The organism is Moorena producens 3L (assembly GCF_000211815.1).
Taxonomy (GTDB): Bacteria; Cyanobacteriota; Cyanobacteriia; order Cyanobacteriales; family Coleofasciculaceae; genus Moorena; species Moorena producens.
In genome coordinates this window covers 1-19,814 of sequence record NZ_GL890949.1, presented here as the reverse complement: position 1 = coordinate 19,814, position 19,814 = coordinate 1, and the positions used below count along the sequence as shown (strand labels likewise).

The following is a 19,814-nucleotide window of genomic DNA, read 5'->3' as shown; positions in this document are numbered from 1 at the left end:
CAATAGGCAATAGGCAATAGGCAATAGGGAAAACTGATCTGACTCCCCATCTGGCCATCTCCCCCATCCTGGCCATCCTCCCCCCACTCCCGACTCCCGACTCCCGACTCCCGACGCCCGACTCCCTGTAACTAAAAATTAAAAATAATTGCAATTTGATTCAGATTCTTTTATATACCTAATTTATATGTTTAGCTTGGCAAGTGGATTTGGGGAATTAGATACCAGGGAAAGAACACTTATCCCTAAGGATAGTTATTACCTCGGAGTTCTGAGAAAATCTAAATCACGCTTGGGTCTTAAGGCTGTTCGCGTAGCGTGGCCAAAGGCCAAGGCTGAAGGCTGAAACCATATTGGTTGCTGAGTAACAAATCCATAAAATTGTTACATTATTGATGATTGATGATTGATGATTGATGCTTAATGCTTGATTATTGATGATTGATGCTTGATGTTTGATACTTGATACTTAATCTTTTAACAAGGGAGAATAGGATATGAAATTGGCTTACTGGATGTATGCAGGTCCTGCCCACATTGGCACACTGCGCGTTGCGAGTTCTTTTAAGAACGTCCATGCTATTATGCATGCCCCCCTAGGGGATGACTACTTCAACGTGATGCGCTCCATGCTAGAGCGAGAGCGGGACTACACTCCGGTAACTGCTAGTATTGTTGACCGGAACGTGCTAGCACGGGGTTCTCAGGAAAAAGTGGTAGACAACATCACCCGCAAAGATCAGGAGGTAAACCCTGATCTGATTGTGCTTACCCCCACCTGCACCTCCAGTATCCTACAAGAAGACCTGGAAAATTTTGTAAACCGGGCTCAGATGGATGCTAAGGCTGATGTGATGTTGGCAGATGTCAACCACTACCGGGTCAATGAATTGCAAGCGGCTGACCGCACCCTAGATCAAATTATTCAGTTCTACCTCAACAAAGCCCGCAAGAAGGGTGAGTTGCCAGAGGGCAAAACCGCAAAGCCCTCGGTTAACATCATTGGTATTTCTACCCTTGGCTTCCACAATCAACACGATTGTACTGAACTCAAGCGGCTGATGGCTGATTTGGGCATTGAGGTTAACGAAGTCATCCCAGAGGGAGCTTCTGTCCACAACCTGAAAAATTTACCTCGGGCTTGGTTTAACCTGTTGCCTTATCGGGAAATTGGCTTGATGAGTGCCCGTTACCTGGAAGAAGAGTTCTCGATGCCCTATGTCGATATTGCTCCTCTGGGTGTGGTGGAAACTGCCCGTTGTATCCGTAAAATTCAGGAAATTGTCAATGGTCAAGGTGCTAATGTCGATTACGAAGAGTACATCAACAACCAAACCCTGTACGTTTCTCAAGCTGCCTGGTTCTCTCGCTCCATCGACTGCCAGAACTTGACGGGTAAGAAGGCTGTGGTTTTCGGAGATAATACCCACGCTGCGGCTATGACTAAGATTCTGGCACGGGAGATGGGTATTCATGTGGTGCTGGCTGGTACCTACTGCAAGTATGATGCGGACTGGTTCAAGGAGCAGGTGAGCGAATACTGTGATGAGATCCTGATCAGTGATGATAATGGTCAGATTGGGGATGCGATCGCACGAATTGAACCTGCTGCGATTTTCGGTACCCAAATGGAACGGCACGTTGGTAAGCGCTTGAATATTCCTTGTGGTGTGATTGCTGCTCCAATTCATATCCAAAACTTCCCCATCGGTTATCGCCCCTTCATGGGTTACGAAGGCACTAACCAAATTGCTGATTTGGTCTACAATTCCTTCACCTTGGGTATGGAAGACCACTTGTTGGAAATCTTTGGTGGTCATGATACCAAGGAAGTGATTACCAAGGGTATCTCTGCTGATTCTGACCTGAACTGGAGTAAGGACGCTAAAGCAGAACTGAATAAGGTGCCTGGTTTTGTTCGCGGTAAAGTGAAGCGCAATACTGAGAAGTTTGCTCGTGAGCGTGGCTTTAGTGAAATCACTCTTGAAGTGATGTATGCCGCTAAGGAAGCTGTAGGGGCTTGAGGTTAATACAGCTTTAACCTGAATCAGGGGAGATGGGGAGATGGCCAGATGGGGAGATGGCCAGATGGGAACCCACCCCTAGGGCGTGTCTTCAAACTCCGAGTACCCCCGTTTCCCTTAAAAAAGGGGGACTTTGAGTATGGCTCCCCCCTTAATAAGGGGGGCTGGGGGGGATCTAATATCTTGCGGAAAACTTTGAAAACACACCCTAACCCCTCCCAGGAGGGGAATATGGGGAGATGGGGAATCAGATCAGTTTTCCCGATTCCCGATTCCCGATTCCCGATTCCCGATTCCCGATTACCGATTACCGATTACCGATTCCCGATTCCCTACTCCCTACCGATTCGATTCCCGATTCCCGATTCCCGATTCCCGATTCTTTGTACCTCTTTCAAATTCTGTGACTCTATCGACGAAGATTGCGGTGATTGCTCCGAAAAAATTTAATTATTATTTACAAAAAACTTCAATAGCAAGACCCGCCTATTGCTTCTGGTGGGTCTTGATGATTTTGCCCAGCCATGCTCTATGGTGAGCAACCTTAACTCTTACAGGATTTACCCATTTTCCCATAAATCCCCCAAACTTAGGGGACTTTTTGAGTAGTACCCCCGCTTAATCCAGGCTGGTGATTTACTATTTTTGTTTATTGTAATACTTTTTCGTAAAAATTTTTATAAAAATAATTATTTAAATATTAAATTTAATAAATAAGATTTAAAGTGCTTTATATAATCGCTTAAGTTTAAAGACGTTGATTTAAACTAATTTAAAGGCTATATCCATAAAAAAGACCATGTATTTTATGGTGCAGTTCGTGAATAATGCAATAAGCGCCGAAAGCCAAGCAATCTACCGCTGGCTTTAGGGTCCCTCGCTGAATCACTGCCTGAGGTGCGACCCAAGGGCGATTTACTCGCCCTAGGAGGCGCGCACCTAAGATAAATCAAGCATAATTGCTGAAATTTGGCTTTCGGCTGGCTTAGGGGCAAAGACAACATAAGAATTTTTATCTGAAACAGGAGATAAGTAAAGGTGAAACTTTCAGTTTATGGAAAAGGTGGTATCGGTAAGTCCACAACTAGCTGTAATATCTCAGTTGCCCTAGCTAAGCGGGGTCGAAAGGTGCTGCAAATTGGCTGTGACCCGAAGCATGACAGCACATTCACTCTGACTGGTTTTCTGATTCCTACCATTATTGATACCCTTCAGGAAAAGGATTACCACTACGAAGATGTCTGGCCTGAAGATGTGATTTACAAGGGTTATGGTGGTGTTCATTGCGTAGAAGCTGGTGGTCCTCCGGCTGGTGCGGGTTGCGGTGGCTATGTGGTTGGTGAAACTGTAAAGCTGCTCAAGGAACTGAATGCTTTTGATGAGTACGATGTGATTCTGTTTGACGTTCTGGGTGATGTAGTCTGTGGTGGTTTTGCTGCTCCCCTGAACTATTCCAACTATTGCATGATTGTGACGGATAACGGTTTCGATGCGTTGTTCGCTGCTAACCGGATTGCTGCTTCTGTTCGTGAAAAAGCTCGCACTCACCCGCTGCGTCTGGCTGGTCTGATTGGCAACCGCACCTCTAAGCGCGACTTGATCGATAAGTATATCGAAGCTGTGCCGATGCCAGTGCTGGAAATTCTGCCACTAATTGAGGACATTCGTGTCTCTCGGGTTAAGGGCAAAACGATTTTTGAAATGGCAGAAACTGACCCTAGCCTGGAACCTGTTTGCCAATACTATCTCAACATTGCTGACCAAATTCTGGCACAGCCTGAGGGGGTTGTACCTCAAGATGCACCTGACCGGGAGTTGTTCTCTTTGCTGTCTGACTTCTACCTCAATCCTCAAACCCCAGCAGTGACTGAGGAAGAAGAATTAGACCTGATGATGGTGTAAGCAAAGGTTAGGAGGTTAGGAGGTTGTTCGCGTAGCGTGGCCAAAGGCCAAGGTTAGCAGGTTGAAAGAAAGGTTGAAGGTTGAAAGTTAGCAAGTTGAAAGAAAGGTTGAAAGTTAGCAGGTTGAAGGTTGAAAGTTAGCAAGTTGAAAGAAAGGTTGAAGGTTAGCAGGTTGAAAGTTAGCAGGTTGAAAGTTAGCAGCTTGAAGGTTAGCAGGTTGAAGGAAAAGTTGAAAGTTAGGAAGTTGTTCGCGTAGGGTGGCCGAAAGGCCAAGGTTGAAAGTTATAACAGTCAACCTTAACCCTTCAACAGTAAACAGTAAACCTGAAAACACTAAGCCTGAAAACCTTCAACAGTCAACCTTCAACCTTCAAGCCTGAAAACCTTCAACCTGCTAACCTTCAACCTAACCTTCAACCTAACCTTCAACCTTCAACCCTTCAACATTCAACCTTCAACATTCAACCTTCAACATTCAACCTTCAACCTTCAACCTTTAAAACCTTCAACCCTTCAACCTTTAAACCCTTAAAACCTTAGAGAGAGACCAGGAGAGGAGAATTTTAAATGACTGTTGCTGAAACCCCTCAAGCCCTAGATTTTGAGTGCGAAACTGGGAATTACCATACCTTTTGTCCGATTAGCTGCGTGGCATGGCTTTACCAAAAGATTGAAGATAGTTTCTTTTTGGTGATTGGTACTAAGACTTGTGGCTATTTCCTCCAAAATGCGATGGGGGTGATGATTTTTGCTGAGCCACGCTATGCTATGGCGGAGTTGGAAGAAGGGGATATTTCCGCTAAGCTCAATGATTACGAGGAACTGAAGCGGTTGTGTTTGCAGATTAAACGCGATCGCAATCCTAGTGTGATTGTCTGGATTGGTACCTGCACTACGGAAATTATCAAGATGGATTTGGAAGGCTTGGCTCCCAAGCTGGAATCTGAGATTGGTATTCCGATTGTGGTGGCTCGTGCTAATGGCTTAGACTATGCTTTCACCCAGGGTGAAGATACGGTCTTGGCGGCGATGGCTCACAAGTGTCCGAAGGAAGCACCCCAGGTGGAAGAGGAGAAACAAGAGCGGAATGCGATCGCAAAACTCCTCAACTTTGGACGCCAGAAAGAAGAGGTGGCTGCGGAAGAGTCAGACTATGCGGATCATCCACCCCTAGTCTTGTTTGGCTCCCTACCTGACCCGGTTGTGACTAACCTCACCCTAGAGTTGAAGAAGCAGGGGATTAAGGTGTCTGGTTGGTTGCCTGCTAAGCGTTATACCGAATTACCAGTAATAGAAGAAGGTTACTATGTTGCTGGGGTTAATCCTTTCCTAAGCCGTACTGCGACTACTCTGATGCGCCGCCGCAAGTGTAAGTTAATTGGCGCACCTTTCCCCATTGGTCCGGATGGCACTCGGGCTTGGATAGAGAAAATGTGTTCTGTGTTTGGTATTGAACCAAAAGGCTTGGCAGAACGGGAAGCTAAAATTTGGGAAAGCTTGGAGGATTATATCCAGCTGTTGCGTGGTAAGTCAGTATTTTTCATGGGGGATAACTTGCTGGAAGTTTCCTTAGCTCGTTTCCTGGTTCGTTGCGGTATGACTTGCCATGAAATCGGTATCCCTTACATGGATAAGCGTTATCAGAAAGCTGAGTTAGCTCTGTTAGAACAGACTTGCCACGAAATGGGTGTACCAACTCCCAAGATTATCGAGAAGCCAGACAATTTCAACCAGATTCAGCGGATTTATGACTTGAAGCCGGATTTGGTGATTACCGGTATGGCTCATGCTAATCCTTTGGAAGCACGAGGGATTAATACTAAGTGGTCCGTTGAGTTTACCTTTGCTCAAATGCACGGCTTTACTAATGCCCGAGATATTCTGGAATTGGCAACCCGTCCGTTACGTCGCAATAACAGTCTCAAGGATTTGGGTTGGGATAAGTTAGTGAAAGAAGAGGCTAAGGTGTAGCGCTTCTTAGTGGAGTAGGGAGTAGGGAGTAGGGAGTCGGGAATCGGGAATCGGGAAGAGGTTTTTTTAAGGTTAAAAATACCTTTTGATTCGGTTTAATTTCTCCTATCTTCCTATCTCCCTATTTCCCTATCTCCCCACCAATAAAACAAATTTTAGCTCGACGCCAGAAACAGCCCTGCCCTTTATTTTTAATTTTTTTTATAAAATAGGACTACATTCATAATATTCAATTGTCAGCATCAATATTCCATTATCGGAGTAGATAAAAAAATGGCAATTATTTTAGGAACCCTCAACGAAGATAATTTAGAAGGTCTCTCTGAAAACGACATCATTCAAGCTTTAGATGGAAACGATATTGTTCGAGGACGGGAAGGCAATGATCTTATCCAGGGAAATCTAGGTAATGATGTAATTTCTGGAGATCAGGGTGATGATGTAATCCAAGGAAATGAAGGGAATGATACACTCTTTGGTGGAGAAGGTGAGGATGTAATTCAAGGTGGCGCTGGGAATGACCGAATTTGGGGTGATAGTGGTAATGATGTCCTCCAAGGCGGTGCTGGGAATGATACTTTCCGAGACAGTGCCGGTGTTAATTATTTTGATGGTGGAGAAGGTCTTGATACCGTTGAATTTCAAGAGCTAATCAACTCTGGTATTAAGCTGAATCTGGTTGAAGGCACTGCTAGTTACACCGATGATCAAAGTCAGGAAGTAACACAAACTTTAATTAGTATTGAAAGAGCAGTAGGTACTAATTTTAATGACGAACTGATCGGTAACGAGGCTGACAACAGTTTCTCCGGTTTAGAGGGTGATGACAAATATGTCGGTGGCGCAGGAAATGACGTTTTCCGAGACAGTGCCGGTGTTAACTATTTTGACGGTGGAGAAGGTCTTGATACCGTTGACTTTCAAAATCTAATCAACTCTGGTATTAAGCTGAATCTGGCTGAAGGCACTGCTAGTTACACCGATGAGCAAGATCAGGAAGTAGCACAAACTTTAATTAGTATCGAAAGAGCCGTAGGTACTAATTTTAATGACGAACTCACTGGTAACGAAGTTGACAACACTTTCTTGGGTTTAGAGGGTGATGACAAATATGTCGGTGGTGCAGGAAATGATACTTTCCAAGACAGTGGCGGTGTTAACTATTTTGACGGTGGAGAAGGTCGTGATACCGTTGACTTTTTCGAGTTTGATTTTGGGGTTCAAGTTAATATCGTCGAGGGTACTGCTATCTCTACCGATAGTAACGATCAAGAAATTATCCAAACCTTAATTAGTATCGAAAACGTACTTGGTACTAATTTTGATGATGAACTGATCGGTAACGGCCAAGGCAACACTTTCTTAGGTTACAACGGTAATGACAAATTTATTGGTGGCGCAGGAAATGACGTTTTCCGAGACAGTGCCGGTGTTAACTATTTTGACGGTGGAGAAGGTCTTGATACCGTTGACTTTCGAAATCTAATCAACTCTGGTATTAAGCTCAATTTGGCTGAAGGCACTGGTAGTTACACCGATGAGCAAGATCAGGAAGTAGCACAAACTTTAATTAGTATCGAAAGGGTATTTGGTACTAATTTTAATGACGAACTCACTGGTAACGAGGTTGACAACACTTTCTTGGGTTTAGAGGGTGATGACAAATATGTCGGTGGTGCAGGAAATGATACTTTCCAAGACAGTGGCGGTGTTAACTATTTTGACGGTGGAGAAGGTCGTGATACCGTTGACTTTTTCGAGTTTGATTTTGGGGTTCAAGTTAATCTCGTCGAGGGTACTGCTAGCTCTACCGATAGTAACGATCAAGAAATTACCCAAACCTTAATTAGTATCGAAAACGTATTTGGTACTAATTTTGATGACGAACTGATCGGTAACGACCAAGGCAACAGTTTCTTAGGTTACAACGGTGATGATAAATATCTTGGTGGCGCAGGAAATGACGTTTTCCGAGACAGTGCCGGTGTTAACTATTTTGACGGTGGAGAAGGTCTTGATACCGTTAACTTTCAAAATCTAATCAACTCTGGTATTAAGCTCAATTTGGCTGAAGGCACTGCTAGTTACACCGATGAGCAAGATCAGGAAGTAGCACAAACTTTAATTAGTATCGAAAGGGTATTTGGTACTAATTTTAATGACGAACTAATTGGTAACGAGGTTGACAACACTTTCTTGGGTTTAGAGGGTGATGACAAATATGTCGGTGGTGCAGGAAATGATACTTTCCAAGACAGTGGCGGTGTTAACTATTTTGACGGTGGAGAAGGTCGTGATACCGTTGACTTTCAAAATCTAATCAACTCTGGTATTAAGCTCAATTTGGCTGAAGGCACTGGTAGTTACACCGATGAGCAAGATCAGGAAGTAGCACAAACTTTAATTAGTATTGAAAGAGCCGTAGGTACTAATTTTAATGACGAACTGATCGGTAACGGGGAAGACAACATTTTATTGGGTTTAGACGGTGATGACACCATAACTGGCGGTGCTGGAAATGACGTAATCAAAACTGGTGACGGAAACAATACTATTGATTCTGGTTCCGGTGTAGACACCATCGAGCTTGGTAATGGTAACAACACCATTGCCCTTGAAGAAGGTGAAGGACATGACAAAGTGATAAATTTCCAACTGGGGTTAACTCGCTTTGGGGTTAGTGATGCTAGCACCCTTACCTTTGAGCAGTCTAATGGCAGTGTGAATATCATAGCTGCTGATGGTGACCTTCTCGCCAATGTAGAGGGAGTTGAGGTTAGTACCTTTACTGATAATCTCTCCACCATCTTTTTCTAATACCCCTCGCTTCCGGGTGTTGCTTAAAAATCGAATGATTTGAAGAGTTTTCTGGAACGGGCATCTGGCTGTGGAACGGGCATCTTGCCCGTTTCATTTCCAGGCGGGCAGGATGCCCACTCCACTGATATTGATTCTCTGCCTCTAATTCTCTGTTCCCTATTCCCAGATCCGCTGTTCCGGACTTCTGAAAGAAGTCAATTCACCAATTTTCGTCATTCGCATCAAAACTATACTGGTACTCCTGCTCAGCTGCTACCTTGGGATCAGCTGTTAAGGTGAATCTACATGAATGTCTATCAGCGGAAGATTTATGCTTTAATGCATCATAAGCATAAATACAAAGGGAGTAATAGTATCTTCCGCACATTACACTGTTGCAAAGACAATCTAGATCAGCTGCAAAACTGGTGGCAGCAACTAGTAGACCAGCAGGAGCAAAGTCAGGTGCTGCCGAATGCGATCGCTAGTTCCTCTGACCGGGTTAATCTAGGCGCAGCGTTTAACACAAAAAGTGATACTTGTCAAGTTAAGCATCCGATCAGCGGTCAACAGCACCAGATAGACTCTTTTAATCAACAAGAAATACCCAATCTCGGGGATATTGCTAAAGAACGGGATGGGAAAAAAGTGTTTTGGTGGCTCTGGCGGTTCTATCCAGAAATTAGAGCCAAGCAATCTCGTCATGGCTTACTGGTGCCAACTCATAAAATCCGGCGTTGCTGATCTAAAGAATGCTGGCTCTCCTAGACTGATTATAGTAAATGAGTAGTTTAAATGAGCGATTACCCCTGAAATAGCAAGGGATTCAATAAACTAAAAATACATTGTCTTGATCCCAAGCGCGAGTGGGGGGAACCACGGCAGTTGCTCATGGGGGGAACCCCCACAGGTCGGCACTGCCTCCCCAAGACCGCTTAGGTGCGCTTTTATTAAAATTGCATTTTTAAATTACTCAAACCCTTTATTAATAAGGGCTATAGCGATTATTTTATACTAATTTATCATAGCCACTCTAGGAGAGCCAAAAAATCTCCCTTTCTGGTTAAACCATTTCGTTATTCAGCAACGCCAACTTTTTCAATGCTTTCCAATTCTTGCAACAGATATAACAACTTAGTTCGCTGCCTTTGAGTTTTTCCACTAGTGGTTGTGGGAATGCTATTTAACTGTAGCAGTACAGTATCGTGTACCCTCAGTTGGTAATGGTCATAGACAGAAGCCTTAACCGTTTCTTTAATTTGATTGGCATAGTCATGGATTTGCCGCCGAAATTTGTGATTTACTTCACTAACCACCACCAGTTTTTGAGAAACAATACTAGGAACTGAGAATACAGCACAATTGACCTCCTGTAAGGCAGGATGAGAGAGTTTGACTACTTCTTCAATATCTTGGGGATAGTAGTTTTTTCCCTCGATGACAATTAAGTCTTTGAGCCGACCTGTAATATAAAGGTGGTTTTGGGAATCAATAAATCCTAAATCTCCTGTCCGTAAAAATCGCAATCCATCATAAAAAATAAAAGTTTCTTGGTTTTTTTGAGGCTTTTGCCAATAGCCAACCGTAACACTCTCTCCGGCAATCCATACTTCCCCGATATGATGGGAAGGGCATTCCTTTAAGGTTTGCGGATTAATAATGCGCAAGGACAGTTCTGGCATGACCTGACCGTTGCTAACCACTGTACGGACGCTACCTGTCTTTGGAGACGCATCGGCATCTAAAACTTCATCTGTGTGACAAGGAATAGTTAAAGCCGTAGGTTCTTCAGATTTAGAAGCCCCGCTAACGATTAAAGTTGCCTCTGCTAAACCATAACAGGGCAAAAAAGCAGTTTTTTTAAAGCCGTAGGGGGAAAAGGTAGCACTAAACTTTTCGAGGGTATCTAACTTGATATGTTCTGATCCATTATAGGCAACATCCCACGATGAGAGCGATAGCCCTTCTAAGGAATCTGGGTCAATTCTTTTGACACACATCTCGTAAGCAAAATTGGGTCCCCCTGTCGTTGTGATCTTTTTGTCTGAAATTGTTTTCAGCCAAAGTTTTGGTCGTTGAAGAAAAGTCCCTGGAGACATTAAATAACAAGGAAAGCCCACATATAAAGGCTGAAAGACATTGCCAATTAAGCCCATATCATGAAAAAGGGGAACCCAACCTAACCCGATACTGGCACTGCTTTGACCGAAGGTTTGTTGAATCATTTTCTGGTTAGCCATAATATTCCCATGACTTACCATCACACCTTTGGGAAAAGAGGTAGAGCCAGAAGTATATTGCAAAAAAGCAATGTTGTTACCTTGGCGGTCAACGGGAGCAGTTAAAGAGTCTAAAGCGTCTAGGGAGGGGAAAGTCTCGATTTGAGGGGATACTTCCAAATCCTCTTTCTCAAACAAGTCTCGAACCCTTGACTCAGTAATAACTAGACGGGCATCGCAATCCTTAAAAATCCGTTGATAGTGATCACAGTTACGCTTACGGGTGGGAGAACTGAGGGGAACGGGAATACGGTCGAGATATAGACAACTGAAAAATGTAATCACAAATTCAGGACTAGTGGGCAACTGAATCACTATGTGATCTCCCCTGACAGTTTTTTCAGTGAGCCATTGTCCTAACCGTTGGACTGCTTCTAATAAACTGGCATAAGTTAAAGACGCATATTCCCGACCTCGGTTATCAAGAAAATAATAGAGGGTTTGATTTGGTTGATATTCTGCTCCCAAAAGCAGTTTGTCAATCAAATTATTTAACTGGGGAGAAGTCATTGGTTTTTATTCTGAGAGTGAGTTGGACAAATTCTGAATCTCAGTGGATTAACAAAGTCAGGAGTAATGAAAAGTAACAGGTAGATAAGTTAAGGTTCGGGTAATAAATCCCTCCTGATTCCAGCGATAGTCAGAAGAAGTCAATTCGATCTGCTTTACCCTTTGGCGAAGGTAATCAAACAAAAGCTTCCCTTCGAGTCGTGCAATCCCCTGTCCCAAGCAATTATGCATTCCATGGCCAAAGGCAATTTGAGAGGTAGCATCTCGGATAATATTAAAAGCATCAGGATTAGGAAAATGTTCTTCATCTCGGTTAGCAGAGGCAAGACAAAGCAGCATTTTGTCCCCTTTTTTAATCGTCTGGGAGCCAACTTGCAGGTCGCTGATGGCTAAGCGTACCGTTTGTTGTAAAGGTGGGTCGAAACGGAGAATTTCATCAATTGCTTGTTTGCTAGTAGCTTGTCCATCTCGGAGAATTTGCCACTGATCGGGATGCTTGGCAAAGGCTAAAATTCCATTGGTGAGCAATCCCTTAGAGGTTTCATGTCCAGCAACAAAGGTCATGACACAGGCAATTCCTAGCTCACTATCAGAAAGTCTATCTTCTCCAACTCTGGCTTGAATTAATTTGCTGATAATATCTTCTCCTAAATGGTTTTTACGGGAATCAATTACCTCTTGAAAAAGCGTTAAACACAATTGTAAATCTTGCTCAATGCGACGGATACGCATTTTGGTTAACAAACTCGGTTCTAAAATAGACCGAACCCGATGAATATATTGATCGACTGTCTTGATATATTCATTGGGAATACCAAGTATATGAGCAAGGGTATACAGGGGAATTTGATGGGCAATCTCCGCAAAATCAAACTCTTCTGTGCCGATTTTAAGCCCAATAAAATTATCAATTAATTTCTGAATATGACTAGTATAAGCTTGAATCGTACTACTGTTGAAAGCTTGTCCGACTAACCGACGTAAGCGTATATGGTCGGGGGGATCGGTAAAGACAATTGCTTTCTTGCCCAATTCCACTAAACCAGGAATATTACCCACCTTTTGTTGCGTCACATATTGGGGAATGAAACTAACGCTAACAGCATCAGAATCTATCACTTGGATAATATCTTGATATTTAGTGAGTATCCACATATCCAAGGCATGGTGAATCGGCTTGTGTTGGCGCAAGAGGTGATAAGTTGTATAGGGGTCTTCTCGGAAACCGGGGGCAAAGGGATTAAATTTGATGGCAGATTTAGATACAGCAATCATGGTCAAAAAAAAACTCCTTGCGAGTAGTAAGGTATAGCAAATACTAGAAGTCTGTTAAGATAATTTGTACTATGAAAAATACCTTTACAGCCTTCTAGAGAATGCCTTATTTAGCTAAGGATTGCATTTCTAAGCGCAGTAGTAATATTTGTCCGAAATAAAAACCTGCAACAACTAATTTGAGATATTGTTCGTATTTACGATATATTTTTTCTCCAAACCCCTCGATGATTAGGGATTTTTGACGGCGGAGATTATTTAACCACAGGTCACAAGTCTTGCCATATTGAAGGCGATCATTGCGGTAGGTTTTAATCTCAAATAGCCTGTCGGCAGCGATTAAAATTTCACCAGGGCGGGGTAACTCAGAATCAGGGAAAATCTCATTTTGGGTAAACCAATTTTTTTCTTCGGCACTTAACGAACCATATGTGATCGTTTGTAACGATAATTTACCTTTGGGTTTTAGCCACTGTTGACATTGACCAAAAAACTCACGATAAACACTTATTTTTTCCTCTGAGGTAGTCTCTGGTTTGGCAAAATGTTCAAAAGCACCAATTGAGACGATCGCATCGTAAGTAGTCATTGGCTGGTGAACAATCCAGCTTTCCTCGTAGACTTTGATATTGTCTAGTCCTAATGAGCAGATCTGCTCATATTGATTGTGGCTCAAGGTCAATCCCACAGCCTGACGATCAGGATAGCCGTTAACATAACGGCGCATTAAAGCTCCCCAGCCACATCCAATATCTAGTAATCTTTTGCCAGTTGTTGCTCCTGAAGTTTCCAAATGCCAATCAATTTTTTTCTGTTGTGACTGTTCTAGGTTGTCATCCATTGCGGGATTATCCCAAAAACCACAGGAGTAAGTTAGGCTGGAATCTAACCACAAAGAGTAAAATTCATTACTAACATCATAGTGGTGTTGGATAGCAGCAGCATTTCCGCCCCGTGTAGTTAAGCCTTGTACTAAATTAGACACTTTCAGAAACCTCTTGTTCTAAAACTTTCTCCTTTTTGACCATTTCCGCTATATGGATAGAAAGTTCACCAATAGTGTTGAATTCAAAAAACAGAGAAGGACTTAGTTCAAGGGACAACCATTCTTCTAAATCACCAATCAAAAAAACTGCCATCGAAGAATTAAGTCCAAACTGTTCAAATTCCTGTTTTTCATTAATTTCATATGGGTCTAATTCGAGAATTTCGGCTAGATATTTTTTTATCCATTCGCTGATTTGTGATTCAGTTTTCATGATGTCTCCTTAATTTAAAGTTACAACTAATTTTTAAATCTATGAGTTAAGTTATCGAATTTTAATTTTTTCTGAACTTGGAACTTTAACATCCCAAGCCAAATGTAAAGCTTCCATTAACTGAATAAACCAGTATCCTGGATCTAAGCGATACCATTCCAAACCAAAAGAAGCCGAACCAGGAAAAGCATGGTGATTGTTGTGCCACGACTCGCCAAAGGTCAATAGGGCAGCTGCTCCAAAATTGTGGCTATGTTCTTCAGTATCAAAACGACGCATCCCGAAGCAATGCAGGAAAGAATTAATAGACCAGATAGTATGACCTGCCCAAAATATTCTAACAGCACCTCCCCATAAAAATCCTGAGATCGCACCTTCTAGACTCCGATGATACATTCCCCCTAAGAGTGCAGGGATAACTAACCCAAGTATAACCAACACATAATAGTAGCGATCAATCTTGACAACGGTTTTGTTTTTTATTAAATCAGGGGCATAGTGAACAACACTGGGATATTCATGTTTGTACATCCAATTAAAGTGGGAGTGGATTAAACCTTGAAGACGCGCAGGCCAATTACTGCCGTGAAGATTGGGTGAATGAGGATCGCCAAGTTTGTCACTTAGTTCATGGTGGCGGCGATGCAAAATAACCCACGATATGACACCTCCTTGCCCTGCCATTGACCCCCAAATCATTAGCATAATTTGGAGTGCATTATGAGCTTTATAGGAACGGTGGGTAAATAAGCGGTGATAACCAGAGGATATCCCCAAGCCATTGATTAACCAAAAGAGAGCAAATAGGAATATTTCAAACCAGCCAAATGGAAGATATGGAATTGAAAGTAAAGCAATTATTGTTAGTCCAAATGGTAAAATTTGAAAAAAAATAAAATGCTTTCTTTGCAGCCCATGCAAGAAGGGGCTATTAATCGTCTTTTTTCGTTTCGTTGTGTCTATTAAAATCGACTCTACATCTGCTAATTCACTATTCATAATTTTCAATATATATATTTCAGTATAATTGTAATATTTGATTTAACTTAGTCAAGACATTTCGATTGTAGCCGAATAATCAGGGTAAGCGCAAGAATCAATCAGCCAGGGCTTATTGAGAAAAAAACCGCGTCATTCTCAACAAATAAACTCTATTGCGAGTAAAGTTATACGAGATTATAGGGGTTTCGAGCGACGATCAACCGATATCCAGCCAATGCAAATTATGAGTCATTTTTTCTTGCGCTTACCCTGATCTACTTTGGTATAAATTATAACTTAAAAAAATATGATTAAACCAAATTTTATTAAAATTGGAAAAAATCGAGGTAAAAATAAGTACATTTGTTCTACTAAATCCCTGAACTTTCAACGTATTTTGAGCAATAAAGAATAAACCGTTGCGAACGCGCCCCGCGTCGGCGAAGCCGAATTGCCATTAGAATTTTTCAGATTTCTCAAATCACATTCTCAATCATCTCGGGCTTATTAATAATTAAAGCCGCTTATTGACATCTATCCAGCAGATTGCCGTTTTGTAGTACTATCAAATAAATTTGATCTGTAGTTTTTGAGACTATTTTATATGAGTTTACTCTAAAAAAAATGCCTTATTTATTAGGCTGAATAAAAGCTCGTTTTGTAAAGGAAGAAGGAAGCTTCGGAGCAGGGACTGAGGCCGTAGGCCACGCTTTCGCCAAAGCCGACGCTGCGCGAACGCGCCCCGCGTGGCCTACGGCCAAACGCGAACGGAGGAGTGGAAAGAGCCCGTATTAAAAAAAATTGTTAGTTAAATACCAGAAGTTTCCTTATACAGTAAGCTTGATGAGTTTTTTAACTGTAAATTTAGCATAAAAGGTATTGAAGAACCATTATTCGTTATCCCAACATAGGGACGTTGCACAGCACTGACCCAACAGAGATCGAACGGGTTTTGGGAACAGTGCCCGATTTTGCCACTCCCCTCCAAGAAGTCTGTGCTTTGATGGCCAAACTCAAGGGAGAAATCTATGGTGACCCGAATGCGATTGCAACGGATTTACAGTGGCTACAGGACAATGGGCTAATTAACAGCAATGATCACAATGGTGAGGGCGTTGCTGATTCTGGGTATGATTCTGCCCCCCTAGCCCCCCAATTCTGGGGGGAACAAAACTCTGAAAGTCCCCCCCGGTGCGCTTTCCAATGGGCGAGTAAATCGCCCTTGGGTCGCACCGCAAAGTTGGGGGATTTAGGGGGCTTGACCAAAACCAGACGATCGCACATTCATACTTCAATTCAGCAACGCCATTCTGAGCTAATCCTGCCCATGGTACAGAATCCCCATCTACTCACCCATGCCTATTCCGATCTAGAACCCTTTCAGCGGCTGCTCAAGACAATTCGGTTTATCTTGCATCATCCTTTTTTGCCAAAATCCGGAAATAGTAGCCTCAAAACCTTGACAAATGCCCTCCAAGAAAATGGTGTAATCATTGGCAATGGCATCGATACCCTGCGCAAAGATATCGAAAAAATCCTCAAACCCTATAAGATATTACGCAACTTTCCCCTCAAGCAAGGCTATTTTGCAGGCACCGGCATATTCTCTAGGCAGGAACTGGGTAAAGTTTTTGCAGTGCTGCAATCTCAAGCCAAAAGTTTAGACGATCCCATGGCACTCTCTACCTATGAGATGTTCCAGCAACGGATGACCCACTCAAAATTAGACCCCCCTTCCACCTATCCAGTGCGAGCAATTCGCAATCGCTGTATCGTAGATGCCGACTCCCTCCAGGATTCAGCCTTGCTCAATCATCTAGACAAACTCGAAAATGCGATCGCCCAAGGGGAATTATTAGAATTAAATCGAATTAAAGGCGGTGGCCGATTTGCTGGAGATCACGACGGATTTTTTCAAGCTTGGCCCCTGCAAATAGTATTTTACAATCACGCCTGGTATTTAGCATTTCAGCACCACGGCGGTAACGAGGATAAACTATTCCGGTTTGGACGATTAGACCGACTCTTTCTCGGTCGTGCCCTTGGCCAAACCCGCGATATGAAACAACAATGGCAATCCTTGGAGAAGCTGGAAAAACTCCACCAAGCAAGTGCCGGATTATTTCTTGGTAATAGTGCTAGGGAACAGCAGCAGTTACTCAGTAGCAATAAATCAGAACAGTCAGCAGTTCAGGTCACCGTTGAACTGTGGTTTAATGACCATATGTTCCGATTTGTAAGTGAAGGAACCAAGCGCTTCAAACACATAAAAATGTCTCCCCCCTTAACCGGAAAATCCAGCTTCTCTAAATCATTATTTTCACTTCCTAAAACCAAAGACCCCAATTTTCCCAATCGCTTTCAAGTAATATTACCCAAGTGGGCATTAGAGGATGTCGATTTTTTTCCATGGATTATCGGTTTTGGCGGCCAAGTTAAAGTAATCCAACCTCAAGAATTAGTCGATAAAGTTAAGAAAATTGGCGCTGAGATTTGTAGGGTTTATCAAGATTAGGGAGTAGGGAATCGGGAATCGGGAATCGGGAATCGGGAATCGGGAATCGGGAGTAGGGAGTAGGGAGTCGATAATATATAGCGTTTATTTTATTTATGAGGTACTGCTATGAACCTCAAAGTCCCCCTTATTAAGGGGGATTTAGGGGGATCATTTTGTATCTAATTGTAGAGAGAATTGCTATAATTATAATATAGCATTTATAAATAGATCATAAAAACTAATGCTGATTTATCATATAGCACTACGCATTAAAGTTAGGACATTGATATAAGCAGCAAAAGCTTTTGTAGTAAACTTTTGCCTCTTGCCTTTTGCCTTTTGCCTTTTTTATGTTCCCTGTTCCCTGTTCCCTGTTCCCTTGTCCCATCAATCCTATGTTTAAATCTAAAATATAAATACTATAGAGCTACATCCACGGAGTATAATTATGAATCAGGCAGTAAATGAGAGAGTATGCTGGACTATTCATGACCTAGAATTGCTACCAGAAAATGAAGGAACACGCTACGAAATCATTGATGGAGAATTATTTGTGACTAGAGCGCCTCATACTAAACATCAGCAAACCTGTGGCAAAATTTTTCGACAGCTAGATGCTTGGTCTGAAGCCAGTGGTTTAGGAGAAGCTATTCCTAGTCCCGGTGTCCTGTTTTCAGCAATCCTTTATGTTATTCCCGATGTCGTTTGGGTTACTCAAGAAACCTATACATTAACGTTAGATAAATCAGGACATCTAACTGGTGCCCCAGAATTAGCTGTGGAAGTTTTATCTGCTAGTCAACAAGACCAAAGGCGAGACCGAGAAGCTAAACTAAAACTTTACTCTTCCCGAGGCGTCAAAGAATATTGGATTGCTGATTGGAGGTCTCGCAATCTCCAAGTCTATCGCCGGGAAAACAGTCAGCTCAAATTAGTAGCAACCCTGTTCAGCCAAGATACCCTAACCTCTCCCATACTACCTGGTTTTAGTTGTACTGTGGCTCAGTTTTTTCCTAAATAAAAGGGAGTGGGGAATAGGGAGTAGGGAGTAGGGAGTAGGGAATCGGGAGTCGATAATATATAGCGTTTATTTCATTTATGAGGTACGGCTATGAACTTCAAAGTCCCCCTTAATAAGGGGGATTTAGGGGGATCGATTTGTACCTCATGGGAGAGAGACTTACTAGAATTAATATATAGCATTTATAAATAGATCATAAAAACTAATGCTGATTTATCATATAGCACTACGCATTAAAGTTAGGACATTGATAGAAGTAGCAAAAGCTTTTGTAGTAAACTTTTGCCTCTTACCTCTTGCCTTTTGCCTTTTGCCTTTTTTCTGTTCCCTGTTCCCTAAAACCCAATAATTTGTAACTCACCCAATTGCAAACCGCCGTAACTGAAAGCTGAAAGCTGAAAGCTGATAACTGATAGCTGATAGCTGATAGCTTGCGACCGCATTTCTTTACATTACCCCTCAAACAAAAATCTAAAAACCCTTGACAACTTAAAATATAATCATTACGATTATAAATGTACACCAAAAGCAAAAGGTTCACCTTATGCCATCAGAATTTCCAACAAATTCAGAGAACAATCCAGACGATTCTTCCAACAAAAAAATCCGTGTTCAGCACATTTTGAAGGGCGACCGCAAGGCAATAACTAATACCATGCATACCCTCTATGCAATGGGCTACGCCGAAATATCCGAGTGGACTCCTCTGCAGCGTGCGGCTTGTTCTGAGTAGGAGCAACTCGTAGTAGAGTAGGTTATGACTCAGGTAACTCGCGGAATAACATCCCAAAGGTTATAACTATTCATCAGGATGGCGGTGCAAATCCGACCCCATCAGGAGAGATGTGACACCCTATCTGGCCACACCGTTCGCAGAGCGAGGCCAACGGCCTTGCAGGCGACATCCTAGCAGAGTGACGCTGGCAACAGGGCGGAATCAGACACGAATCAGATGCGTGACACTGCCGCTAATGGGAAGATGACATGGGTAACAGCAGCGAAAGTCCTTAAAAAGTGTCTAAAGGAGAAGCCGCAATCTGACTAGTATATGCGAGACTCGATTCCTGATTATCCTCACAACGTTCTGTTGCAGACAGTTGTAAACTCTGAGGAGGGAATAGGCAAAGTGGACTGCCCTAAACCATCAAAACAATCCGATGAATGGAACAAGTAAAAACGATAGCAATGGGTCTGGAGGCCGGTCGAATCTTCAGTAAGTTATGTCAAACTTAATCCCCACTATCGGGTAGGATGCAGCTAGAAACTGGCTGCGGGTATTCAGAATACACAAACTCTA

Annotated in this window: 16 protein-coding genes; 10 read left to right on the top strand and 6 right to left on the bottom strand. The window is 42.6% G+C overall.

Annotated elements, in window-relative coordinates; all coding sequences use genetic code 11:
• Window positions 1-497: 497 nt before the first annotated feature.
• The 3 genes from bchB to bchL all read left to right on the top strand — a co-directional run bounded on the left by bchB (window position 498) and on the right by bchL (window position 3,926).
• Window positions 498-2,024 carry a ferredoxin:protochlorophyllide reductase (ATP-dependent) subunit B gene (gene bchB, locus LYNGBM3L_RS23265; RefSeq protein ID WP_009149518.1) on the top strand — a complete coding sequence of 509 codons (1,527 nt, stop codon included), beginning with the start codon at window positions 498-500 and terminating at the stop codon, window positions 2,022-2,024.
• A gap of 231 nt (window positions 2,025-2,255) precedes the next feature.
• Complete coding sequence (locus LYNGBM3L_RS44145) at window positions 2,256-2,474, top strand: hypothetical protein (protein WP_161603180.1); 219 nt, start codon at window positions 2,256-2,258, stop codon at window positions 2,472-2,474.
• A gap of 588 nt (window positions 2,475-3,062) precedes the next feature.
• Window positions 3,063-3,926 (top strand): ferredoxin:protochlorophyllide reductase (ATP-dependent) iron-sulfur ATP-binding protein, encoded by an 864-nt coding sequence (gene bchL, locus LYNGBM3L_RS23255; protein WP_009149517.1) that lies wholly within the window; start codon window positions 3,063-3,065, stop codon window positions 3,924-3,926.
• Window positions 3,927-4,040: 114 nt separating this feature from the next.
• Here the strand turns inward: bchL and LYNGBM3L_RS23250 are convergent, their stop codons facing one another.
• Window positions 4,041-4,220 (bottom strand): hypothetical protein, encoded by a 180-nt coding sequence (locus LYNGBM3L_RS23250; RefSeq protein ID WP_131826855.1) that lies wholly within the window; start codon window positions 4,218-4,220, stop codon window positions 4,041-4,043.
• 272 nt (window positions 4,221-4,492) lie between these two features.
• On the opposite strand from LYNGBM3L_RS23250, the gene LYNGBM3L_RS23245 reads away from it, so the two are divergent.
• The 4 genes from LYNGBM3L_RS23245 (at window position 4,493) to LYNGBM3L_RS23235 (ending at window position 9,439) form a co-directional block, all read left to right on the top strand.
• Window positions 4,493-5,896, top strand: a complete 1,404-nt coding sequence (locus LYNGBM3L_RS23245) for a ferredoxin:protochlorophyllide reductase (ATP-dependent) subunit N (protein ID WP_009149514.1) — start codon at window positions 4,493-4,495, stop codon at window positions 5,894-5,896.
• A 273-nt stretch (window positions 5,897-6,169) separates the two neighbouring features.
• Window positions 6,170-8,713 carry a calcium-binding protein gene (locus LYNGBM3L_RS23240; RefSeq protein WP_009149513.1) on the top strand — a complete coding sequence of 848 codons (2,544 nt, stop codon included), beginning with the start codon at window positions 6,170-6,172 and terminating at the stop codon, window positions 8,711-8,713.
• Between the two features lie 39 nt (window positions 8,714-8,752).
• The gene (locus LYNGBM3L_RS41585; protein ID WP_131826854.1) at window positions 8,753-8,995 is read left to right on the top strand and encodes a hypothetical protein; all 243 of its coding nucleotides are present in this window, start codon (window positions 8,753-8,755) and stop codon (window positions 8,993-8,995) included.
• A gap of 6 nt (window positions 8,996-9,001) precedes the next feature.
• The gene (locus tag LYNGBM3L_RS23235) at window positions 9,002-9,439 is read left to right on the top strand and encodes a hypothetical protein (RefSeq protein WP_009149511.1); all 438 of its coding nucleotides are present in this window, start codon (window positions 9,002-9,004) and stop codon (window positions 9,437-9,439) included.
• Between the two features lie 332 nt (window positions 9,440-9,771).
• Here LYNGBM3L_RS23235 and LYNGBM3L_RS23230 read toward each other — a convergent pair whose 3' ends face one another.
• The 5 genes from LYNGBM3L_RS23230 to LYNGBM3L_RS23210 all read right to left on the bottom strand — a co-directional run bounded on the left by LYNGBM3L_RS23230 (window position 9,772) and on the right by LYNGBM3L_RS23210 (window position 15,017).
• Complete coding sequence (locus tag LYNGBM3L_RS23230; RefSeq protein WP_009149509.1) at window positions 9,772-11,484, bottom strand: fatty acyl-AMP ligase; 1,713 nt, start codon at window positions 11,482-11,484, stop codon at window positions 9,772-9,774.
• Between the two features lie 57 nt (window positions 11,485-11,541).
• Complete coding sequence (locus LYNGBM3L_RS23225) at window positions 11,542-12,759, bottom strand: cytochrome P450 (protein WP_009149507.1); 1,218 nt, start codon at window positions 12,757-12,759, stop codon at window positions 11,542-11,544.
• A gap of 106 nt (window positions 12,760-12,865) precedes the next feature.
• On the bottom strand, window positions 12,866-13,744 hold the full coding sequence (locus LYNGBM3L_RS23220; RefSeq protein WP_009149505.1) for an SAM-dependent methyltransferase: 879 nt from the start codon (window positions 13,742-13,744) through the stop codon (window positions 12,866-12,868).
• Window positions 13,737-14,018, bottom strand: a complete 282-nt coding sequence (locus tag LYNGBM3L_RS23215) for an acyl carrier protein (RefSeq protein ID WP_009149503.1) — start codon at window positions 14,016-14,018, stop codon at window positions 13,737-13,739. The genes LYNGBM3L_RS23220 and LYNGBM3L_RS23215 overlap by 8 nt, the downstream gene beginning before the upstream one ends.
• Window positions 14,019-14,069: 51 nt before the next feature.
• Window positions 14,070-15,017, bottom strand: coding sequence for an acyl-CoA desaturase (locus LYNGBM3L_RS23210; RefSeq protein ID WP_009149500.1), 948 nt, complete (start codon window positions 15,015-15,017; stop codon window positions 14,070-14,072).
• A gap of 898 nt (window positions 15,018-15,915) precedes the next feature.
• Between LYNGBM3L_RS23210 and LYNGBM3L_RS23205 the strand changes: the two genes are divergently transcribed.
• The 3 genes from LYNGBM3L_RS23205 (at window position 15,916) to LYNGBM3L_RS47760 (ending at window position 19,250) form a co-directional block, all read left to right on the top strand.
• The gene (locus LYNGBM3L_RS23205) at window positions 15,916-17,514 is read left to right on the top strand and encodes a helix-turn-helix transcriptional regulator (RefSeq protein WP_052308474.1); all 1,599 of its coding nucleotides are present in this window, start codon (window positions 15,916-15,918) and stop codon (window positions 17,512-17,514) included.
• 430 nt (window positions 17,515-17,944) lie between these two features.
• On the top strand, window positions 17,945-18,517 hold the full coding sequence (locus LYNGBM3L_RS23200) for a Uma2 family endonuclease (RefSeq protein ID WP_009149494.1): 573 nt from the start codon (window positions 17,945-17,947) through the stop codon (window positions 18,515-18,517).
• Window positions 18,518-19,061: 544 nt separating this feature from the next.
• On the top strand, window positions 19,062-19,250 hold the full coding sequence (locus tag LYNGBM3L_RS47760; protein WP_009149490.1) for a hypothetical protein: 189 nt from the start codon (window positions 19,062-19,064) through the stop codon (window positions 19,248-19,250).
• The last annotated feature ends 564 nt before the right edge of the window (window positions 19,251-19,814 follow it).

What these genes read in the sequence shown, in the direction of transcription:
- LYNGBM3L_RS23230 (WP_009149509.1), bottom strand. Translation starts at nt 11,484, where the DNA reads ATGACTTCTCCCCAGTTAAATAATTTGATTGACAAACTGCTTTTGGGA.
- LYNGBM3L_RS23210 (WP_009149500.1), bottom strand. Translation starts at nt 15,017, where the DNA reads ATGAATAGTGAATTAGCAGATGTAGAGTCGATTTTAATAGACACAACG.
- LYNGBM3L_RS23215 (WP_009149503.1), bottom strand. Translation starts at nt 14,018, where the DNA reads ATGAAAACTGAATCACAAATCAGCGAATGGATAAAAAAATATCTAGCC.
- LYNGBM3L_RS47760 (WP_009149490.1), top strand. Translation starts at nt 19,062, where the DNA reads ATGCCATCAGAATTTCCAACAAATTCAGAGAACAATCCAGACGATTCT.
- LYNGBM3L_RS23200 (WP_009149494.1), top strand. Translation starts at nt 17,945, where the DNA reads ATGAATCAGGCAGTAAATGAGAGAGTATGCTGGACTATTCATGACCTA.
- bchB (WP_009149518.1), top strand. Translation starts at nt 498, where the DNA reads ATGAAATTGGCTTACTGGATGTATGCAGGTCCTGCCCACATTGGCACA.
- LYNGBM3L_RS44145 (WP_161603180.1), top strand. Translation starts at nt 2,256, where the DNA reads ATGGGGAGATGGGGAATCAGATCAGTTTTCCCGATTCCCGATTCCCGA.
- LYNGBM3L_RS23225 (WP_009149507.1), bottom strand. Translation starts at nt 12,759, where the DNA reads ATGATTGCTGTATCTAAATCTGCCATCAAATTTAATCCCTTTGCCCCC.
- LYNGBM3L_RS23245 (WP_009149514.1), top strand. Translation starts at nt 4,493, where the DNA reads ATGACTGTTGCTGAAACCCCTCAAGCCCTAGATTTTGAGTGCGAAACT.
- LYNGBM3L_RS23240 (WP_009149513.1), top strand. Translation starts at nt 6,170, where the DNA reads ATGGCAATTATTTTAGGAACCCTCAACGAAGATAATTTAGAAGGTCTC.
- LYNGBM3L_RS23235 (WP_009149511.1), top strand. Translation starts at nt 9,002, where the DNA reads ATGAATGTCTATCAGCGGAAGATTTATGCTTTAATGCATCATAAGCAT.